The sequence below is a fragment of the Agromyces terreus genome, assembly GCF_009749465.1.
In the GTDB taxonomy this organism is placed as follows: Bacteria; Actinomycetota; Actinomycetes; order Actinomycetales; family Microbacteriaceae; genus Agromyces; species Agromyces terreus.
Genome location: NZ_WBIS01000002.1, coordinates 231,012 through 246,700 on the forward strand (window position 1 = coordinate 231,012; position 15,689 = coordinate 246,700).

15 protein-coding genes are annotated in these 15,689 nt (G+C 71.2%); 6 read left to right on the plus strand and 9 right to left on the minus strand.

Translation table 11 applies throughout. The annotated features are described in order from the left end of the window. Window positions 1-5 precede the first annotated feature (5 nt). A complete protein-coding gene (locus tag GQQ92_RS06220; protein WP_156998376.1) occupies window positions 6-1,472 on the minus strand; it encodes a DUF1254 domain-containing protein in 1,467 nt (488 codons plus the stop codon). Between the two features lie 117 nt (window positions 1,473-1,589). Between GQQ92_RS06220 and GQQ92_RS06225 the strand changes: the two genes are divergently transcribed. Together GQQ92_RS06225 and GQQ92_RS06230 are read left to right on the plus strand one after the other, a co-directional pair. After that, window positions 1,590-2,546, plus strand: a complete 957-nt coding sequence (locus tag GQQ92_RS06225; protein ID WP_156998377.1) for a DUF1254 domain-containing protein — start codon at window positions 1,590-1,592, stop codon at window positions 2,544-2,546. Between the two features lie 172 nt (window positions 2,547-2,718). Further along, window positions 2,719-3,360, plus strand: coding sequence for a hypothetical protein (locus GQQ92_RS06230; protein ID WP_232057538.1), 642 nt, complete (start codon window positions 2,719-2,721; stop codon window positions 3,358-3,360). Window positions 3,361-3,441: 81 nt separating this feature from the next. On the opposite strand, the gene GQQ92_RS06235 is transcribed toward GQQ92_RS06230, so the two are convergent. From GQQ92_RS06235 to dnaK, 4 genes are all read right to left on the minus strand, one after another. Beyond that, window positions 3,442-3,858, minus strand: a complete 417-nt coding sequence (locus GQQ92_RS06235; RefSeq protein WP_156998801.1) for a heat shock protein transcriptional repressor HspR — start codon at window positions 3,856-3,858, stop codon at window positions 3,442-3,444. Window positions 3,859-3,871: 13 nt separating this feature from the next. Then, window positions 3,872-4,861: a DnaJ C-terminal domain-containing protein gene (locus tag GQQ92_RS06240; RefSeq protein WP_156998378.1), complete on the minus strand. Its 990-nt coding sequence runs from the start codon at window positions 4,859-4,861 to the stop codon at window positions 3,872-3,874. Between the two features lie 128 nt (window positions 4,862-4,989). Beyond that, window positions 4,990-5,616, minus strand: coding sequence for a nucleotide exchange factor GrpE (gene grpE, locus GQQ92_RS06245; protein WP_156998379.1), 627 nt, complete (start codon window positions 5,614-5,616; stop codon window positions 4,990-4,992). Window positions 5,617-5,624: 8 nt separating this feature from the next. Then, window positions 5,625-7,490, minus strand: coding sequence for a molecular chaperone DnaK (gene dnaK / locus GQQ92_RS06250; RefSeq protein WP_156998380.1), 1,866 nt, complete (start codon window positions 7,488-7,490; stop codon window positions 5,625-5,627). A gap of 299 nt (window positions 7,491-7,789) precedes the next feature. On the opposite strand from dnaK, the gene GQQ92_RS06255 reads away from it, so the two are divergent. After that, the gene (locus GQQ92_RS06255; RefSeq protein ID WP_156998381.1) at window positions 7,790-8,965 is read left to right on the plus strand and encodes a GTP pyrophosphokinase; all 1,176 of its coding nucleotides are present in this window, start codon (window positions 7,790-7,792) and stop codon (window positions 8,963-8,965) included. 19 nt (window positions 8,966-8,984) lie between these two features. Here the strand turns inward: GQQ92_RS06255 and GQQ92_RS06260 are convergent, their stop codons facing one another. Genes GQQ92_RS06260 through GQQ92_RS06275 form a run of 4 tightly spaced genes read right to left on the minus strand, consistent with a single transcriptional unit; the run spans window position 8,985 to window position 12,017 of the window. After that, window positions 8,985-9,557 carry a hypothetical protein gene (locus GQQ92_RS06260; RefSeq protein WP_156998382.1) on the minus strand — a complete coding sequence of 191 codons (573 nt, stop codon included), beginning with the start codon at window positions 9,555-9,557 and terminating at the stop codon, window positions 8,985-8,987. Further along, the gene (locus tag GQQ92_RS16515; protein ID WP_197738117.1) at window positions 9,554-10,786 is read right to left on the minus strand and encodes a signal peptidase I; all 1,233 of its coding nucleotides are present in this window, start codon (window positions 10,784-10,786) and stop codon (window positions 9,554-9,556) included. Before GQQ92_RS16515 ends, GQQ92_RS06260 begins: the two co-directional genes overlap by 4 nt. A 1-nt stretch (window position 10,787) precedes the next feature. Then, entirely contained in the window at window positions 10,788-11,420 is a 633-nt protein-coding gene (locus GQQ92_RS06270) for a SipW-dependent-type signal peptide-containing protein (RefSeq protein WP_156998383.1), read from the minus strand. 6 nt (window positions 11,421-11,426) lie between these two features. Further along, complete coding sequence (locus GQQ92_RS06275) at window positions 11,427-12,017, minus strand: SipW-dependent-type signal peptide-containing protein (RefSeq protein ID WP_156998384.1); 591 nt, start codon at window positions 12,015-12,017, stop codon at window positions 11,427-11,429. Between the two features lie 301 nt (window positions 12,018-12,318). Here GQQ92_RS06275 and GQQ92_RS06280 point away from each other — a divergent pair, with 301 nt between their 5' ends. The 3 genes from GQQ92_RS06280 to GQQ92_RS06290 all read left to right on the plus strand — a co-directional run bounded on the left by GQQ92_RS06280 (window position 12,319) and on the right by GQQ92_RS06290 (window position 15,659). Further along, window positions 12,319-13,194, plus strand: a complete 876-nt coding sequence (locus GQQ92_RS06280; RefSeq protein WP_232057539.1) for a serine protein kinase RIO — start codon at window positions 12,319-12,321, stop codon at window positions 13,192-13,194. Window positions 13,195-13,520: 326 nt separating this feature from the next. After that, window positions 13,521-14,138 (plus strand): hypothetical protein, encoded by a 618-nt coding sequence (locus GQQ92_RS06285; protein ID WP_156998385.1) that lies wholly within the window; start codon window positions 13,521-13,523, stop codon window positions 14,136-14,138. A 126-nt stretch (window positions 14,139-14,264) separates the two neighbouring features. Then, on the plus strand, window positions 14,265-15,659 hold the full coding sequence (locus GQQ92_RS06290) for an MFS transporter (RefSeq protein WP_156998386.1): 1,395 nt from the start codon (window positions 14,265-14,267) through the stop codon (window positions 15,657-15,659). Window positions 15,660-15,689: the final 30 nt, after the last annotated feature.

The window sequence follows — 15,689 nt, forward strand, 5'->3', positions numbered from 1 at the left end:
GCGCGTCAGTCGACGCGAACGAAGTCGCCGACCGTGTACGCGCGGTCGAAGAACTCCTGCTTCGGGCCGTAGAAGCGGTACAGGCTGAACCATCCGCGGCCGGGAACGCTCTTCAGCCAGTTCTTCGCGCCTTCGGGCGGATTCGGGCCGACGAACAGCGTGATCGAGCCGTCGTCGTTCAGCGGCACATCGTTCATGCCGTTGAGCGACGGGTACTCCTGCCCCTCGGCCGCGACGCCCGACGCGGTCTCGGCGTCGTAGATCGTGATCGACCAGAAGAGGTTCGCGGGCGGGTTCGGCGGCAGGTCGATGCGGTAGGTGCGCTCGCCGCGGAGGTAGTCGCCCGCGCTGTCCTTGTAGGCGTTGCCGTACTTCGCGCCCATGCCGACGATCGAGGTCATCATGCCAGTGCTGATCGAGTAGTGGTTGACGAACATGTGCGCCTTCGCGACCACGTCGGTGTGCCCCGTCTCGCGGTCGCGCCATTGCTCGTCGAGCAGCGTGTGCATGAAGTCGTCGGGATTCGTGAGCACGTGCGCCACCCAGCGGCGGTCCTCCCACCAGCGCGCCCGCGGGTACTCGTCGAACTCCGCGGCATCCGTCTTCGCCATCTTCCACGCCGTGACCGCGGCATGGTCGAGCAGCTCGCGTTCGCGGGCCGACGGGGCGAACGATCCGCCCTTGCGGATGCCGATGGCGGCGAGCATGCCGTGCATGTACGGGTCGACCGTGTCGATCGCCTCACCCTGGATGAACTCGTCGAGCAGGTCGAAGTACGTGGCGTCGTGCGGGAACAGCGCGTCGGCCGCGACGTCGGAGACGTGCTCGAAGCGCATCGGCTCGGCCTCGCCGTGCAACGGCCGGATCGTGATGCCCTCGATCGCGGCGACGCCCGGGGCGAGGTCTTCGACCGAGGAGAAGAACCCGCGCACGAAGATGAAGACCCCGTTCGTCCTGCTCGTGAACACGAACGCGCCGTCGGGGACCTCGCCGTCGTACCCCTCGGGGACGATCAGGTACGTGCCGCCCTTGCCGTGGTCGGGGCCCGGGATGCCGACGTCGCCGAGGAACGTGCGGATGCCGTCGATGTCGGGCCCGACGAGCGGCCGGTGCCAGAAGTCGTCCATCAGGGCCTGCAGCTTCGGCGGCGCGTCGATGACGAGCGGACCGCTGACGCTCAGGTCGGCGAAGGTGAGCCCGTAGATGACGTCGGAGTTCGGCGTCGTGATGACCGTGTTCGGCTTCAGCCGCTGCTCGTAGACGGCCATGACGTTGTAGCCGACGCCCGAGGTCTGCTCGTGGCCCTTCTTCATCGCGAACATGTTCATCGCCGGCAGCGCCCACAGCCACGTCTGCACGGCTCGCTGGAAGAACGCCTCCTCGCGGAGGGTGCGCGCCGCCTCGGGCGTCGGGTATCCGCCCTCCAGCGTCGCGTTCGCAAGCACGGCGTATCGGCCGCTCGGTTCGGTCACAGTGTTCCCCCTTCATCGTGACACCACCGGCGGTGCCGAACTCAGCATGGCGGAGCGCGTCGGAGGGGGTCAAGCAGCGGTTGCCGGGGGTCGCCGGCATACGGCAGGGTGGTCGATATGGAGCATCCCGCTGAGACCGTGACCTTCGACAACTTCGTCCGAGCCGAGACGGCGTCGTACTTCCGCAAGCAACTCGAGAAGGCTCCGGTCAACGAGTACTTCCACAACCGGGTCCCCGTGAACGTCGAGAACCAGGTGATCATCCGCTCCAACGTCGACCTGATCTACTCGTACGCGGTCGTCGACGTCACCGAGGAGGCCACGTTCTCGGCCCCGGCATCCGACACCTACCAGGTCGCCGAGCTCATCGACGAGAACCACTACATCGCCGCCGTCGTCTACCCCGGCGAGACCGTGACGCTGCACGCGAGCGACCTCACGTCGGGCACCCACGTGTACATCCTCGCCCGCACGGCGACCGCGCTCGGCGTCGAGAAGGCCCATGAACTGCAGGACGGCCTGACGATCACGTCGAAGACGGCGAACCCGTTCGTCGCACCCGACTACGACGAGGCATCGCTTCAGGAGGTCAAGGCGCAGATCGAGGCCAAGGCCGCCGAGGCCGACTTCAGCAAGGGCTTCGGCACGCCGGAGACGACCGACACGTACAACCACATGCTCGCCGCCGAACTCGGCTGGGGCGGCCTCTCGCCGCAGCACGCGCAGTACTTCCAGGCCATCACCACCTGCTCCGGATGCGACGAGTGGACCTTCCCCGTCCCGCCGCTCGACTACGAGCACAACGGCTACTTCTCGGTCATCAAGTACGACGAGAAAGGATGGCTCGACGTCGAGAAGCCCTGCCTGACCGACAACGAGCTGACCCGCAACGACGACGGCACGATCACGGTGCGGTTCGGCGACGGCCGTTGCGGCAGCGAGAACCTGATCGAGGCGACCGAGGGGCAGCGGTACTTCTACGGCATCCGCCTCTACCGCCCGAAGGACGTCGACGAGACCCGCGCCTTCATCGAGCAGCTGCGCGCGAACCCGATCACCGCCGCGGGGGCGTAGAGCGGCGGCATCCGGCCGCCCGGATGCCTGTGGTCTTCGGGCCGCCCCGGATGCGGCGCGTCCGATGCTGGGTGCGGGACACAGGCTCGTTTGCTACCCTCGGCCCCGCATGGGGAACGCACAGGCGACTGGGGAACGAAGAGCGGCTCGGCACGACGCCGGGCCGCGAGTCGTGCGTGCCCGCCGCGGCATCCGACCGCTCGCCGCCCTCGCAACGCTCGCCGTCGCCGGCATGCTCGCCACGATCTCGCTCGTGCCCGCCGCACCCGTGCCCTCGGTCTTCGCCGCCGGTGAAGACACCGTGAGCCCGCCCGAGGGCCAGACGATCGAGGTCGCCGACGGCGTCGCGGCGCAGGAGGTCTCGCAGGAGTCGTACACCGCCGCCACCGGTTCGCAGACGCTCATCGCGGGCGGCACGAACGTCGACTGGGCGAAGCTCGTGCTCATCGACGGCGACTGGCCCGTCACCGAAGAGAACGTCACGTTCATGATGCGGTGGATGCGCCAGGAGAACGGCGCCGACAACTGGTTCAACCGCAACAACCCGCTGAACAACGGCCAGGGATCGGGCGGCGGCTCCGGGCTCGGCAGCTACGCGACCCTCGTCGACGCGGCCTACTACGCGGCCGAGAACCTCAAGTCTGGCCGCTACCCCGCGGTCGACGCCGCGCTCGTCGCCGGCACGTCGGCGGATGCCACGGCGCAGGCGATCTGGGCATCGCCGTGGGCGTCGAGCCACTACGGCTACGGCACGCACTGGAGCTCGCGCCCCTACGAGGTCATCGAGGCCCCCGCGGAGGCCTGGGGGCGCTGAGGCGCCTCGACGCGGTCAGCCGGGTTCGGCATCAACCGCGGCCGCGCATCAGGCGGATTCGCGCGTCAGCCGCGCCGCGAATCAGCTGCGGTCGAGCGGTCGCCAGACGACCATCGCGGTCTCGCGCCGCACGCGCGTGCCCGAGCGGAGCGTGACGACCTCGCCCTCGGATCCGGCCGCGAAGACGCGCCGGCCCGGGCGGTTCAGCACCTCGTCGGCGAGCGTCGCCTCGAGTTCGCGCACGCGTGCCTTCAGCGTCGCGACCTCGTCTTCGAGGCCGAGCACCCGGCGGATGCCCTCGAGGCTCACGCCCTCGCTGGAGAGCTGCGCGATCTCGCGGAGCTGCACGACGTCGCGCATCGAGTAGCGGCGAGACTTTCCCGCCGTGCGGGTCGGGGAGACCAGGCCCAGGCGGTCGTACTGGCGCAGGGTCTGCGGATGCATGCCGGCCAGCTCGGCCGCCACCGAGATGACGAACAGCGGGCTGGTCTCGTCCATGCTCATGCCGGACTCACCCTCGCGCTCTCGCGATGAGGTCGTCGCGCGGGTTCTCGTCGGGCACCTCGGCCGCGAACTCGCGCAGCTTCGCCTCGGCGTCCTTCGACAGGTGCGCCGGAACCGCGACCTGCACGACGGCGAGGAGGTCGCCCGTGGCCTTCTTCGTCTCGACGCCGCGGCCCTTGACGCGCAGGACCCGGCCGCTCGGGGTGCCGGGAGCGACCCGGAGCTTCACGGGGTCGCCGCCGAGGGTCGGCACCTGGATCGTCGCGCCGAGCGCGGCCTCGACGAACGTGACGGGCACGTTCACCCTGAGGTTGAGCCCGTCTCGCTCGAACACCGGGTGCTTGCGAACGGTGACCGTGAGCACGAGGTCGCCGGGCGCTCCGCCGTCGGGCGAGGGCTGGCCCTTGCCCGCGACCTTGATCTTCTGGCCGTCGGCGACGCCCGCCGGGATGCGCACGGTGATGTTGCGCCCCTCGCCGGTCTGCAGCGTGAGCTGGTCGCCCTTGGTGGCCGTGATGAAGTCGAGCGTGGTGGTCGCGGTGACGTCGCGGCCCTTGGTCGGACCGCCCGCACCGCGGAATCCGCCGGTCGGCTGGCCGAACCGGCCGCCGCCGAAGAGGCCGCCGAGCAGGTCGTCGTAGCCGCCCTGCTGCTGGTAGCGGTACTGCTGACGGCCGCCGGCCCCGCCGAACATGTCGCCGAAGACGTCCTCGAAGCCGCCGTTGCCGCCGCCGGCGCCCGGCGCCGTGAAGCGCGCGCCCGAGCCCATGGCCCGGACCGCGTCGTACTCCTTGCGCTGCTCGGGGTCGGAGAGCACCGAGTTCGCCTCGCTGATCTCCTTGAACTTCGCCTCGGCCGCGGCATCGCCCGGGTTCGAGTCGGGGTGGTACTTGCGGGCGAGCTTGCGGTACGTCTTCTTCAGATCCGCGTCGCTCACGTCCTTCGAGACGCCGAGCACCTTGTAGAAGTCCTTGTCGAACCAATCCTGGCTGGCCATCGACACCTCGTCTCTCGAGTCTGGGGAAAGGGTACGCCGGTGCGCTGGTCGAGGCGGGGAGCGTATCGAGACCGGACCGATCGGCACCGGCCTCGATACGCTCCTGCGTCGCTACTCGACCGACGACCTCACGCGGGCGTCTTGACGACGACCTTCGCCGCGCGGAGGAGCGTGCCCCCGAGCGTGTAGCCCGTCTCGACCACGTCGGCGACCGTGTCGGCCTCGACGTCGGGCGAGGGCTGCTGGAAGATCGCCTCGTGCACCTGCGGGTCGAACGGGTCGCCGACCGCGCCGAACTTCGCGAGGCCGAGCCGCTCGACCGAGCCCCGCAGCTTCGCCGCGATGGTCGCGAAGGGCGACTCGCCCTCGAGGTCGCCGTGCTTCTCGGCACGGTCGAGGTCGTCGAGCACGGGCAGCAGCACGGCGACGGTCGTGCCGATCGCGCGCTCCTTCTCGATCTCGCGGTTGGCCTCGGTGCGCCGACGGTAGTTGGCGTACTCGGCCGTGACCCGCTTGAGGTCGGCGAGGTGCTCGTCGGTCGGGTCCTCGACCTCGGCGTTCGCGGCGTTCAGGATGTCCTCGACCGTGAGCTCGCGCTCGTCGGCCGCGGTCTCGAGCTCGATCTCCTCAGCGGTGACGGATGCCTCGTCGGCGGATGCCGCGTCGGCGGTCGAGCCGTCGGCGGTCACCTCGGCCTCGGTCGCCTCGTCGGAGTCGGGCTCGGGAACCTCGGGGTTCTCCTTCTCGTCTGCCATGCTCTGGCCTACTTCTTGTCGTCTTCGTCGTCGATGACCTCGGCGTCGACCACGTCCTCGTCGGACTCGGTCGCCTGCTCACCCGTCGCCGACGCGTCCTCGCCGGCCGAGGCATCCGCTGCCTGCGCCTGCGCGTAGATGGCCTCGCCGAGCTTGCCCTGCGACTGCGAGAGCTTCTCGAACGCCGTCTTCACGGCCTCGTCGTCATCGCCCGCGAGGGCCGACTTCAGCGCGTCGACGTCGCCCTGCACCTCGGACTTGACGTCGGCGGGGAGCTTGTCGTCGTTGTCCTTGATGAGCTTGTCGGTCGAGTAGGCGAGCTGCTCGGCGGAGTTGCGGGTCTCGGCGGCCTCGCGACGCTGCTTGTCTTCGGCGGCGTGCTCCTCGGCCTCGCGCACCATGCGCTCGATGTCGTCCTTCGGGAGGCTCGAGCCGCCCGAGATCGTCATCGACTGCTCCTTGCCCGTGCCCTTGTCCTTCGCGGACACGTGCACGATGCCGTTGGCGTCGATGTCGAAGGTGACCTCGACCTGCGGCACGCCGCGGGGCGCCGGCGCGATGCCGGTGAGCTCGAAGGTGCCGAGCGGCTTGTTGTCGCGGGTGAACTCGCGCTCGCCCTGGAAGACCTGGATCGCGACCGAGGGCTGGTTATCGTCGGCGGTCGTGAAGGTCTCGCTGCGCTTGGTGGGGATGGCCGTGTTGCGCTCGATGAGCTTGGTCATGATGCCGCCCTTGGTCTCGATGCCGAGGCTCAGGGGGGTGACGTCGATGAGCAGCACGTCCTTGCGCTCGCCCTTCAGCACGCCGGCCTGCAGCGCGGCGCCGACGGCGACGACCTCATCGGGGTTGACGCCCTTGTTGGCGTCCTTGCCGGTCTCCTTCTTGACGAGCTCGGCGACCGCGGGCATGCGGGTCGAGCCGCCGACGAGCACGACGTGCGCGATGTCGGAGAGCTTGATGCCGGCCTCGCGGATGACGTCTTCGAACGGCTTCTTCGTGCGGTCGAGCAGGTCGCTCGTCATGTTCTCGAACTGTGCGCGGGTGAGCGTCTCGTCGAGGTTGGCGGGACCGTTCTCGGTGAGCGAGAGGTAGGGGAGCTGGATGCTCGTCGACATGCTCGACGAGAGCTCCTTCTTCGCCTGCTCGGCGGCCTCCTTGAGCCGCTGCTTGGCGATCTTGTCGTTCGAGACGTCGACGCCGGTCGACTCCTTGAAGCGCTTGATCAGGTGGTCGACGATGCGCTGGTCCCAGTCGTCGCCGCCGAGGCGGTTGTCGCCGGCGGTCGAACGCACCTGGATGGTCGAGAAGTCGTCGTCCTTGCCCACTTCGAGCAGCGAGACGTCGAACGTGCCGCCACCGAGGTCGAAGACGAGGATGAGCTCGTCCTCCTTGCCCTTGTCGAGGCCGTACGCGAGCGCGGCGGCGGTGGGCTCGTTGATGATGCGGAGCACGTTGAGGCCCGCGATCTCGCCGGCCTCCTTGGTGGCCTGGCGCTCGGCGTCGTTGAAGTACGCGGGGACGGTGATGACCGCGTCGGTCACGGTGTCGCCCAGGTACTGCTCGGCGTCGCGCTTGAGCTTCTGCAGGATGCGCGCCGAGATCTCCTGCGGCGTGTACTTCTTGCCGTCGATCTCGTCGGTCTTCCAGTCGGTGCCGACGTGGCGCTTGACCGAGGCGATGGTGCGGTCGACGTTGGTGACCGCCTGGCGCTTGGCCGTCTCGCCGACGAGCACCTCGCCGTCCTTCGTGAACGCGACCACCGACGGGGTGGTGCGAAGGCCCTCGGCGTTCGCGATGACGGTGGGCTCGCCGCCCTCGAGGACGGCGACGACCGAGTTGGTGGTACCGAGGTCGATTCCTACTGCACGTGACATGTGTTGTCTCTCCTTCTGCCTGGGCTTCGCGGGCGGATGCCGCGGCACGCCCTCTGGCGGTCGATCCGGCCTTCCCGGCCCGCGATCGAAGTCATCTGCCGGGACTTGAGTCCCGACGACTCAAGCTTTGCAGCGCCCCTCGAACGTGTCAAGTCGAGCGTCTCAAAGTTGAGCACACCTGACTCAACTCACAGCGCGCGTTCAGTATTCCGAGGCATCCGCGACCCGATCCGACGGCGAAACGACGGCGATCCGACGCGGACGCCCCGCCCCGGCCCCGCACGCATTAGCCTGCCCGTGTGGATGCACGCGACCAGGACGAGCGGTTCGTCGCCGAGGAACTCGCCAGGTACGACCGTGAGCTCCGCGGCTACCGCAAGCTGCGCAGCCGCATCGAGGCCGACTTCGCTCGGCGGCTCGACGCGGCCGGCTTCAAGTACTTCCACGTGTCGGCGCGGGTCAAGTCGCGCGAGTCGTTCGAACGCAAGGTGCGCCGCGCGCCCGACCGCGAGGTGCGCGACATCCTCGGCGTGCGCGTCGTGGCGAACTTCGAGGGCGACCTGCCCGCGATGGAGCAGGTCGTGCGCGAGGCCCTCATCGTCGACGACGACTCGTGGGTCGACAAGTCCGAGCTGCTGCCGATCGACGCGTTCGGGTACCGGTCCGTGCAGTTCGTGGGGCGCATCCCCGAGGAGACCGAGCGGGCCGCGGGCACCGCCGGCGAGGAGGGCGCCGAGGTGCCGCTCGTCGAGGTGCAGCTGCGCACCGCGCTGTCGGACACGTGGTCCGAGCTCGAGCACGACTTCCGGTACAAGTCGGCGCGCCAGCTGCCGCGAGAGGTCGACCGGCTCTTCGCGCTCTCGGCGGCGCTCCTCGAGCAGGCCGACGACAACCTCGACCTGATCCGCAAGCAGGTCGAGGAGGCGCGCACCGTGCTCCCGTCGCGCGCCGACGGCGGCGGGGAGCGCGGCTACATCGGCCGGTTCATCCAGTACGACGGCGACGCCCGCTCGCTCGACCAGGTGCTGACGGCCGCGCTCGACCTCCCGTTCGGCACCGTGACGGGATCGGGCCGCGAGCTGCGCAGCGTCGTGCGCGCGGCCGGCTGGCACCGGTACGAGGCGCTCGTCGACGGCTTCGCGGAGTACTCCGAACTCGGTCGCCGCCTCGCGATCGCCTGCGCCGTGACGACCCACGACCTCCTGCTCGCCGATGCCGAACCGCAGCGCCCCGCCCGCTCCTTCCGCGGCATCGGCGTCTACTTCACCGCGCTGGCAGCGGCCCTCATCGGCGGCGAGCCGATCCGCGAGAGCCGGGTGCCCGACGGCCGCCTCGCCGAGTTCCGCGTGGTCGCGGGCCACCTCTACGCGAATCCGGATGTCTCGGCGCTCGACGTGCGCAACCGCTACGCCGCCGTCGCCGCCCCGGTCGGCACACTCGACGACGCGGACTTCGCGGACATCAGCCTCGACTGACGTCGTCACGGCACGAGCGTCACGAGCAGAACGGCACCCACGCATTGTTCGTGCCGACCGCATTCCGCTCGACCCGCAGGAACCGCGACGCCTCGACCGACGACCACCCTCCGGCCTCGACCGAGACCACCTGGAAGATGCCGCGCCCGGTGGCGTCGACGGCGCCGCCGGCCACCCGGTACTCCACCGAAGTGCTGCCGGGCGGATTGCGCTGCGGATCCGAGTACAGCCGGACGCTCGTCACCCCGATCGGGAGGAGGAGGTCGTCGAGATACGGCCGGTTGCCGTCGCCGCCCGGTGCGGCGGTGCGCACCATCGAGATGCGATAGCGGACGGCGGGGAGCCCCGTGGTCGGCGGTGTCCAGCTCAGGTCCCAGTACAGCTGACCGATGGGGCTGCCGCTCCGCGAGCAGGTGATCGCGGTCGGCGGGTTCACGACCCCGGCGGCCACCGTGCCGCGCGAGTGCTCGGTGTCGACCCACGCGGCCACGGTCGGCTCGGGCGACGGGACGGTCAGCAGGCATGCCGCGGCCGCGACGACCACTCCGCCGAGCACCGCTCTGGTGCGGATGCCGCGGCCCGCCCGCATCACGAGCCCGCACCGTCTCGGCCGACCCGACCGGTGCGCCGACCCGCACCCAGGGCCACCGTGACCGCGCCGGCGAGGATCGCGACGGCGCCGACGAGCCCGAGCCCCCCGCCGGGGAATCCGCTCGCGGAGAGGCCGCCCGGCCGGCTCGCGGAACCGCCCGGCACCGGCGGGTCGTCGGTCGAGACCTCCTCGCCGAATCCGTCGGCCACGACCCGGTAGGTCGTCGACGCCCCGGCGGGCGCGTCCGCCGAGAGGGTGACGTCAACGGCGATCCAGAGCTGGTCGGCCGAGTCCATGCCGTAGTCGAGCAGCTCGCCGACCGGAGACGGGCTGGTCGGCACGAGTCCGGGCAGCAGCTCGGCGGGGCATCCGTCGCCGACGAACCGCGACGCGCAGGCCTGCACGCCCACGGTGAACGCCGGATTCTCGGCGCCATCGCCCACGACGCGCACGCGCACACGGCCCGGCTCGGGAGCGTCGGCCGAGACGCCCACGATCCAGCGCTCCGTGCCGCCCGGAGCCATCGCGGCCATGCCGTCGGGATCGGAGACGACGACCAGCCGCAGCACCTCTCCCGCACGCAGCACTTCGATCGTGGCCGCCTGCGCCGCGGGGGCGGGGGCGCCGACGACGGATGCCGCGGCCAGCAGCGCCGCAGCGGCCGCGGCCGCCGTGCGGGCGCGACGGGGCCAGAACGCCCACACCACCAGCCCCGAGAGGAGCACCACGCCGACGAGGAGCACGATCGGCTGCGCGAGCCACGCGAGCGCGTATGCCAGCCCCGGCACCGAGGCGAGCACGATCCGCACCCGGTCGACCTCGTACGGCTGCGGGTCCGGCACCTGGTTGGCGTCGCCCTTGAGCGTGAGCAGGCGCGTGCCGCCGTCGCCCGCGATCGCGATCACCCGGTGCGTCACGGGCAGCGCGTCGGCCCGGTCGACCGTGACCACGTCGCCGATCGCGACCTCGGATGCCGGGATCTCGCGCACCAGCGCGGCCGAGCCGGCCGGGATCGCGGGGGCCATCGAGCCGGTCTTGAACATGATGATGCCGACGTGCATCGTCGAGGCGAGCACCACGAGCACGATGCACACCACGCCGAGCACGCCCGCGACCCAGAGCACCACGTCGGCGACGTGCTCGCCGGCGCGACCGAGGCGCCGACCCGCGACGGGCTCCGCCTGCCGCGCGGGCGGGCGTTCGGGCGGTGCCGGGAGCGCGGCCGTCATCTCACTCCGCCGACTGGGCGGTGAACTGCCACGAGAGCGTGGCCGAGGTGCCCTGGTAGCTGTTGGCCGCGCCGGCGGCCACGGTCACCTCGACGCAGACCTCCTGCGGGGATGCCGCGGCGGCCCCGAGCGGGAACGACACCGGGGTCGGCGGCATCGCGCCCGCCGCGATCGACGTGCTCGGCCCTCCGGCGATGAACGTCGCGCCCGCCGCGAAGGCGGGCGCCGCGCACGCGCCGGGCGCCGCGCCGACCACGGCGCGATACGACAGCACGGGCGCGAGGCCGCCGGTCGCGGTGACCGCCGCGAGCTGCGCGCGTCCGTCGACCGTGGTCGTGCCGGTCGTGCGGATGCGCACCCACGCGTACCGCGTCGATCCCGGGCCGACCGGCGCCACGTCGAACGCGAGCACGGCTCCGGGCGCCGCCGGGCGGCTGGCGTAGGCGGCATCCCCCGATCCCTGCGACTCGGTGTCGAAGACGCTCGCCGTGATCGTGCCGGTCGCGTACTCGGTGTCGGTCCATGCCGCGAGGGTGGTCGCCGTGCCCGCGCCCAGCACGAGGCCGCCGGCGAGCACCGCGAGGATGCGCCGACGGACCCACGGACGTCGCGCGTCCGGGCCGGGTTCCGTCATCACGGGTTACTGCGACTCCGCCGCGAACTGCCAGGTCGCGGTCGCCGACTGGTCCTGCGTCAGGCCGGCGCCCGCGGTGACCTCGAAGCACAGGTACTCCTGGTCCGCAGGCGCGGCGACCAGTGGGAAGGTGACCCCGGCGAGCGCCTCGCTGAGCCCGCGCGACGAGACCAGGGTGGTCGCCCCCGTCAGGTCGCCGCAGCCGAACGTCGCGGTCTGGAGCACGCGATACGTGAGGTTCGCGGGATCGCCGGTGACGTCCGCCGTCGTCATCGTGACGATCGCGTCGTAGTCGGTGCCGGCGTCGAGGCGCACGGCGAACGGCGCCGTGACGACGTCGCCGGGGCTCAGCTCGTCGAACCCGACCGAGAAGTCGAGCGCGGCGGGATCTCCGATCGCGGCATGGTCGCTGTACGCCGTGCCGTCGGTACTCCCCTCGAGGTTGAACGACCCGGCCGTGAACGTGCCCGTCGCGAACTCGGAGTCGTTCCACGCGGCGAGCGTGAGGGCGGTGCCGACGCCGAGCACGAGCCCGCCCGCCAGGATCGCCAAGATCTTGCGCCGTCGCGTCGACGGTGCTGCTGCAGTGCGAGCCATGCTGCGATTCCCCCCAATGGCCGACCCCCGTCGGCCGTACGCGCGAGCCTAGTCGAGGAATCCTCGATGCGCGAGGCTCGCCCGACCGCGCTCGGCCGGTCGATCCGAGCCTTTACAGCGGCGTGGCCGGCGCGTAGTGTGTCGCGAGCCGCAATCGCGGCATCCGCCCGAGTCGAAGGGAGCGAACCATGGACGATGTCACTGTCGTGCGCATCGCAGACCCCCTTCTGTGCGAGGCCGTCAGCCTGTAGCCGTTCCGGCCGGGCGCATCGATGGCCTCCCTCTCACTCGGAGAACCATCGTGACCTTCCTCTCGTCCTTGGACGACCCCGCCGACGTGCCTCCGCACGCGGCATCCGCACCCGAACTCGCCTTCCAGACCGTCGAGCCCGGCGACGGCCAACGCTGGTCCACCTGGCCGGCGACCACGCCGAGCGAACGCGGCCCGATGCCGCGCCCCGCCTGGCTCGTCACCTCCGCCGCGGCGATCGACACCGAACTCGGGGTCGTGAAGACCGGCAAGGAGGGCGATGTGTTCCTCATCGAACGCGCCGTGCCGGACGCACCGCCCGATGTCGCGGGCAACCACGTCGTGCTCGCGGCCAAGCGCTACCGCGGGAGCGAGCATTCGGACTTCCACCGGTCCGCGATCTACACCGAAGGACGCGGCCTCCGCCGCACGCGCGACGTGCGCGCCGTGGCGAGGGGCACCTCGTTCGGACGCGCCGTCGCCCGCGTGCAGTGGGCTACGGCCGAGTTCGAGGCGCTCTGCCGGCTCACCGAGCTCGGCGCGGCGGTGCCGTACCCGGTGCAGGTGAGCGAGACCGAGGTGCTCATGGAGTTCATCGGCGACGGCCGCACCGCGGCGCCCCGCCTCGCGCAGGTGCGAGCGACGCCCGCCGAACTGCGCGACCTGTTCCACCAGATCGTGGAGTTCATGCACGTGCTGGCCGCGAACGGCCTCGCGCACGGCGACCTCTCGCCGTACAACCTGCTCGTGCACCGGGGCCGAGTGGTGGCGATCGACCTCCCGCAGGTCGTCGACCTCGTGTCGAACCCGCAGGGCCTCGACCTGCTGCATCGCGACTGCGTGAACGTGTGCGACTGGTTCACCAGGCAGCGCCTCGAGTGCGATGCCGAGCAGTTGTTCGGCGAGCTCGTCGCGGTGATCTGGTGACGCGGCGCCGAACGCCGGCAGGCGCAGGCGGCAGGCGCGGGCGGCCCGGGGTCGGGCGCCCCTCCGGCCCGGGATCGGGCGCCCCTCCTGGCGACTCTGCCACTGATGCCAGGGTGGCATCAGTGGCAGAGTCACGCCGAACGAACCGCGCTTCCGGGCGGGCGGCGGTGGTGCGGTCGACTGCGGTGCGGTGCGGTCGACTGCGGTGCGGTGCGGTCGGCTGCGGTACGGTCAGCTGCGGCGGCGGCGGTACGGCCGGCGGCGGCGCCAGCGCCTCGGGGCCGGCCCGGATGCGCGGTGTCGCAGGCTCGTTCTAGACTCCGCCCATGAGGCCCGCCATCAGACGCTCGACACTCGACGCCCTCGTCCTCGTGGTCGGGGCGGCGCTGGTCGGCTCGGCGCTGACCGGGTGCGCCGCCGGCGCCCCCGCGACCGGATCGCGCACGCCGGCCGCGTCATCCGCCTCGCCGGGTCCGACCGACCAGCCGGCGACGAACGCGACCGAGTCGGCGCAACCCACCGGCACGGCTTCCACGCCGCCCGCCGACCCCACGGCAGACGGGTGCGAGCACGTGCTCACCGCCGCAGCGCTCGCGCAGCTTCGCGACGACGGGCTCGAGCAGGTCGAGGTGGGGGTGTCGACGTACTATCCGATCGCCGACGACCTGATCGAGGCCGGGGGCGTGGCCTGCAAGTGGGGGCGGCCGTCCTCCGACGCGAGCATCACCGTCGTGCAGCTCTCGGGCATCGACGTCGCGGCATCCGAGTGGCCCGCCGCCCTCGCCGAGGCCGGATACGCCGAGACCGGCGATCCCGTCGCGGGCACGTACACCGGCCCCGCCGACCCCGGCACCGGGGTGCCCTCCGCGGTCCTCGTCGAATCCGATCGGCTCACCTTCGTCAGCGCCCCGCCGTTCGCGGCGGACATCGCCCCGGCGGGGTAGGGTTCCTGCAGATCACCGACGATCGACCGCGCAGCCGCACCGGCCGCGCGCGGCACCGGCGGGCGACGGACGCGGCGCCGCGGCATCCGTCACCGGCCGTTCACCCGACCGAATGAGACTGCAGGCATGACCGACCCGACCGACGACGCGCCCCGCAACTTCCCGCCGTCGCACCTCACCCCTCCCGACGGAGCCGCCGCGACCATCGGCGTGCCGACCGATCAGGTCGAGGCCGTCACCGAGGCGGGGGCTCGCAAGGGCCGCATCCTCGCCTGGGGGCTCTGGGACTGGGGCTCCGCCGCGTTCAACGCGGTCGTCACCACGTTCGTCTTCACCGTCTACCTGACCAGCGACTCATTCGGCCCGAGCGGCACGGTCGAGGCGCAGCTCGGGTGGGCGCTCGCGATCGCCGGCCTGCTCATCGCCGTGCTCGCCCCCATCACCGGACAGCGATCCGACACGAGCGGGCGCCGCAAGTTCTGGCTGGCCGTCAACACCTACATCGTCGTCGCGATCACGCTCGCGATGGTCTTCGTGCTGCCCGCGCCCGAATACCTGCTGCTCGGACTCTTCCTCGTCGCCGCGGGCAACGTCTTCTTCGAGTTCGCCGGCGTCAACTACAACGCCATGCTCGTGCAGGTCTCGACGCCTCGGTCGATCGGCAAGGTCTCGGGCTTCGGCTGGGGCATGGGCTACGTCGGCGGCATCGTGCTGCTGCTCGTCGTCTACTTCGGCTTCATCCAGCCCGACGTCGGCCTGTTCGGCGTGACCGGCGCCGAAGGGCTCGACGTGCGCGTGGCGATGGTCGCCTCGGCGCTGTGGTTCGGCCTCTTCGCGCTTCCCGTGCTGTTCGCGGTGCCCGAGTACCGCAACCCGGCGGCGGTCGACCGCGGCAAGATCGGCTTCTTCGCCTCGTACGCCCGCCTCGGCCGTGACATCAAGCGCCTCTGGACGGAGCAGCGCAACACCGTCTGGTTCCTGCTCTCGAGCGCCGTGTTCCGCGACGGACTCGCCGGCGTCTTCACGTTCGGCGGCGTGCTCGCGGCATCCGTCTTCGGCTTCTCGCCCGGCGAGGTCATCATCTTCGCCATCGCGGCCAACATCGTCGCGGGCATCTCGACCATCGCGGTCGGCACGCTCGACGACCGGCTCGGCGCGAAGCCCGTGATCATGACCGCACTGATCGGCCTCGTCGTCAGCGGCCTGCTCGTCTTCCTCCTGCACGACGGCGGGCAGATCGTGTTCTGGACCGCCGGGCTCGCGCTCTGCCTGTTCGTCGGGCCCGCCCAGTCGGCGAGCCGCACCTTCCTCGCGCGCCTCATCCCGGCCGGCCGCGAGGGCGAGGTGTTCGGACTCTACGCGACGACCGGACGTGCGGTGAGCTTCCTCGCGCCGACCGCGTTCGCGCTGTTCGTCACGATCGGCGGGGCGCCGTACTTCGGCATCCTCGGCATCGTGCTCGTGCTCGCCGTCGGGTTCGTGCTGATGCTGTTCGTGAAGGCGCCGCGGTCGGTCGCGTAACCGGTCTCGAGACGGCGCCGGGGCGCCTCC

Coding starts and splice junctions, on each gene's coding strand:
- GQQ92_RS06225 (WP_156998377.1), top strand. CDS start 1,590: ATGGAGCATCCCGCTGAGACCGTGACCTTCGACAACTTCGTCCGAGCC.
- GQQ92_RS06235 (WP_156998801.1), bottom strand. CDS start 3,858: ATGGACGAGACCAGCCCGCTGTTCGTCATCTCGGTGGCGGCCGAGCTG.
- GQQ92_RS06240 (WP_156998378.1), bottom strand. CDS start 4,861: ATGGCCAGCCAGGATTGGTTCGACAAGGACTTCTACAAGGTGCTCGGC.
- grpE (WP_156998379.1), bottom strand. CDS start 5,616: ATGGCAGACGAGAAGGAGAACCCCGAGGTTCCCGAGCCCGACTCCGAC.
- dnaK (WP_156998380.1), bottom strand. CDS start 7,490: ATGTCACGTGCAGTAGGAATCGACCTCGGTACCACCAACTCGGTCGTC.
- GQQ92_RS16515 (WP_197738117.1), bottom strand. CDS start 10,786: ATGACGGCCGCGCTCCCGGCACCGCCCGAACGCCCGCCCGCGCGGCAG.
- GQQ92_RS06270 (WP_156998383.1), bottom strand. CDS start 11,420: ATGACGGAACCCGGCCCGGACGCGCGACGTCCGTGGGTCCGTCGGCGC.
- GQQ92_RS06275 (WP_156998384.1), bottom strand. CDS start 12,017: ATGGCTCGCACTGCAGCAGCACCGTCGACGCGACGGCGCAAGATCTTG.
- GQQ92_RS06285 (WP_156998385.1), top strand. CDS start 13,521: ATGAGGCCCGCCATCAGACGCTCGACACTCGACGCCCTCGTCCTCGTG.
- GQQ92_RS06290 (WP_156998386.1), top strand. CDS start 14,265: ATGACCGACCCGACCGACGACGCGCCCCGCAACTTCCCGCCGTCGCAC.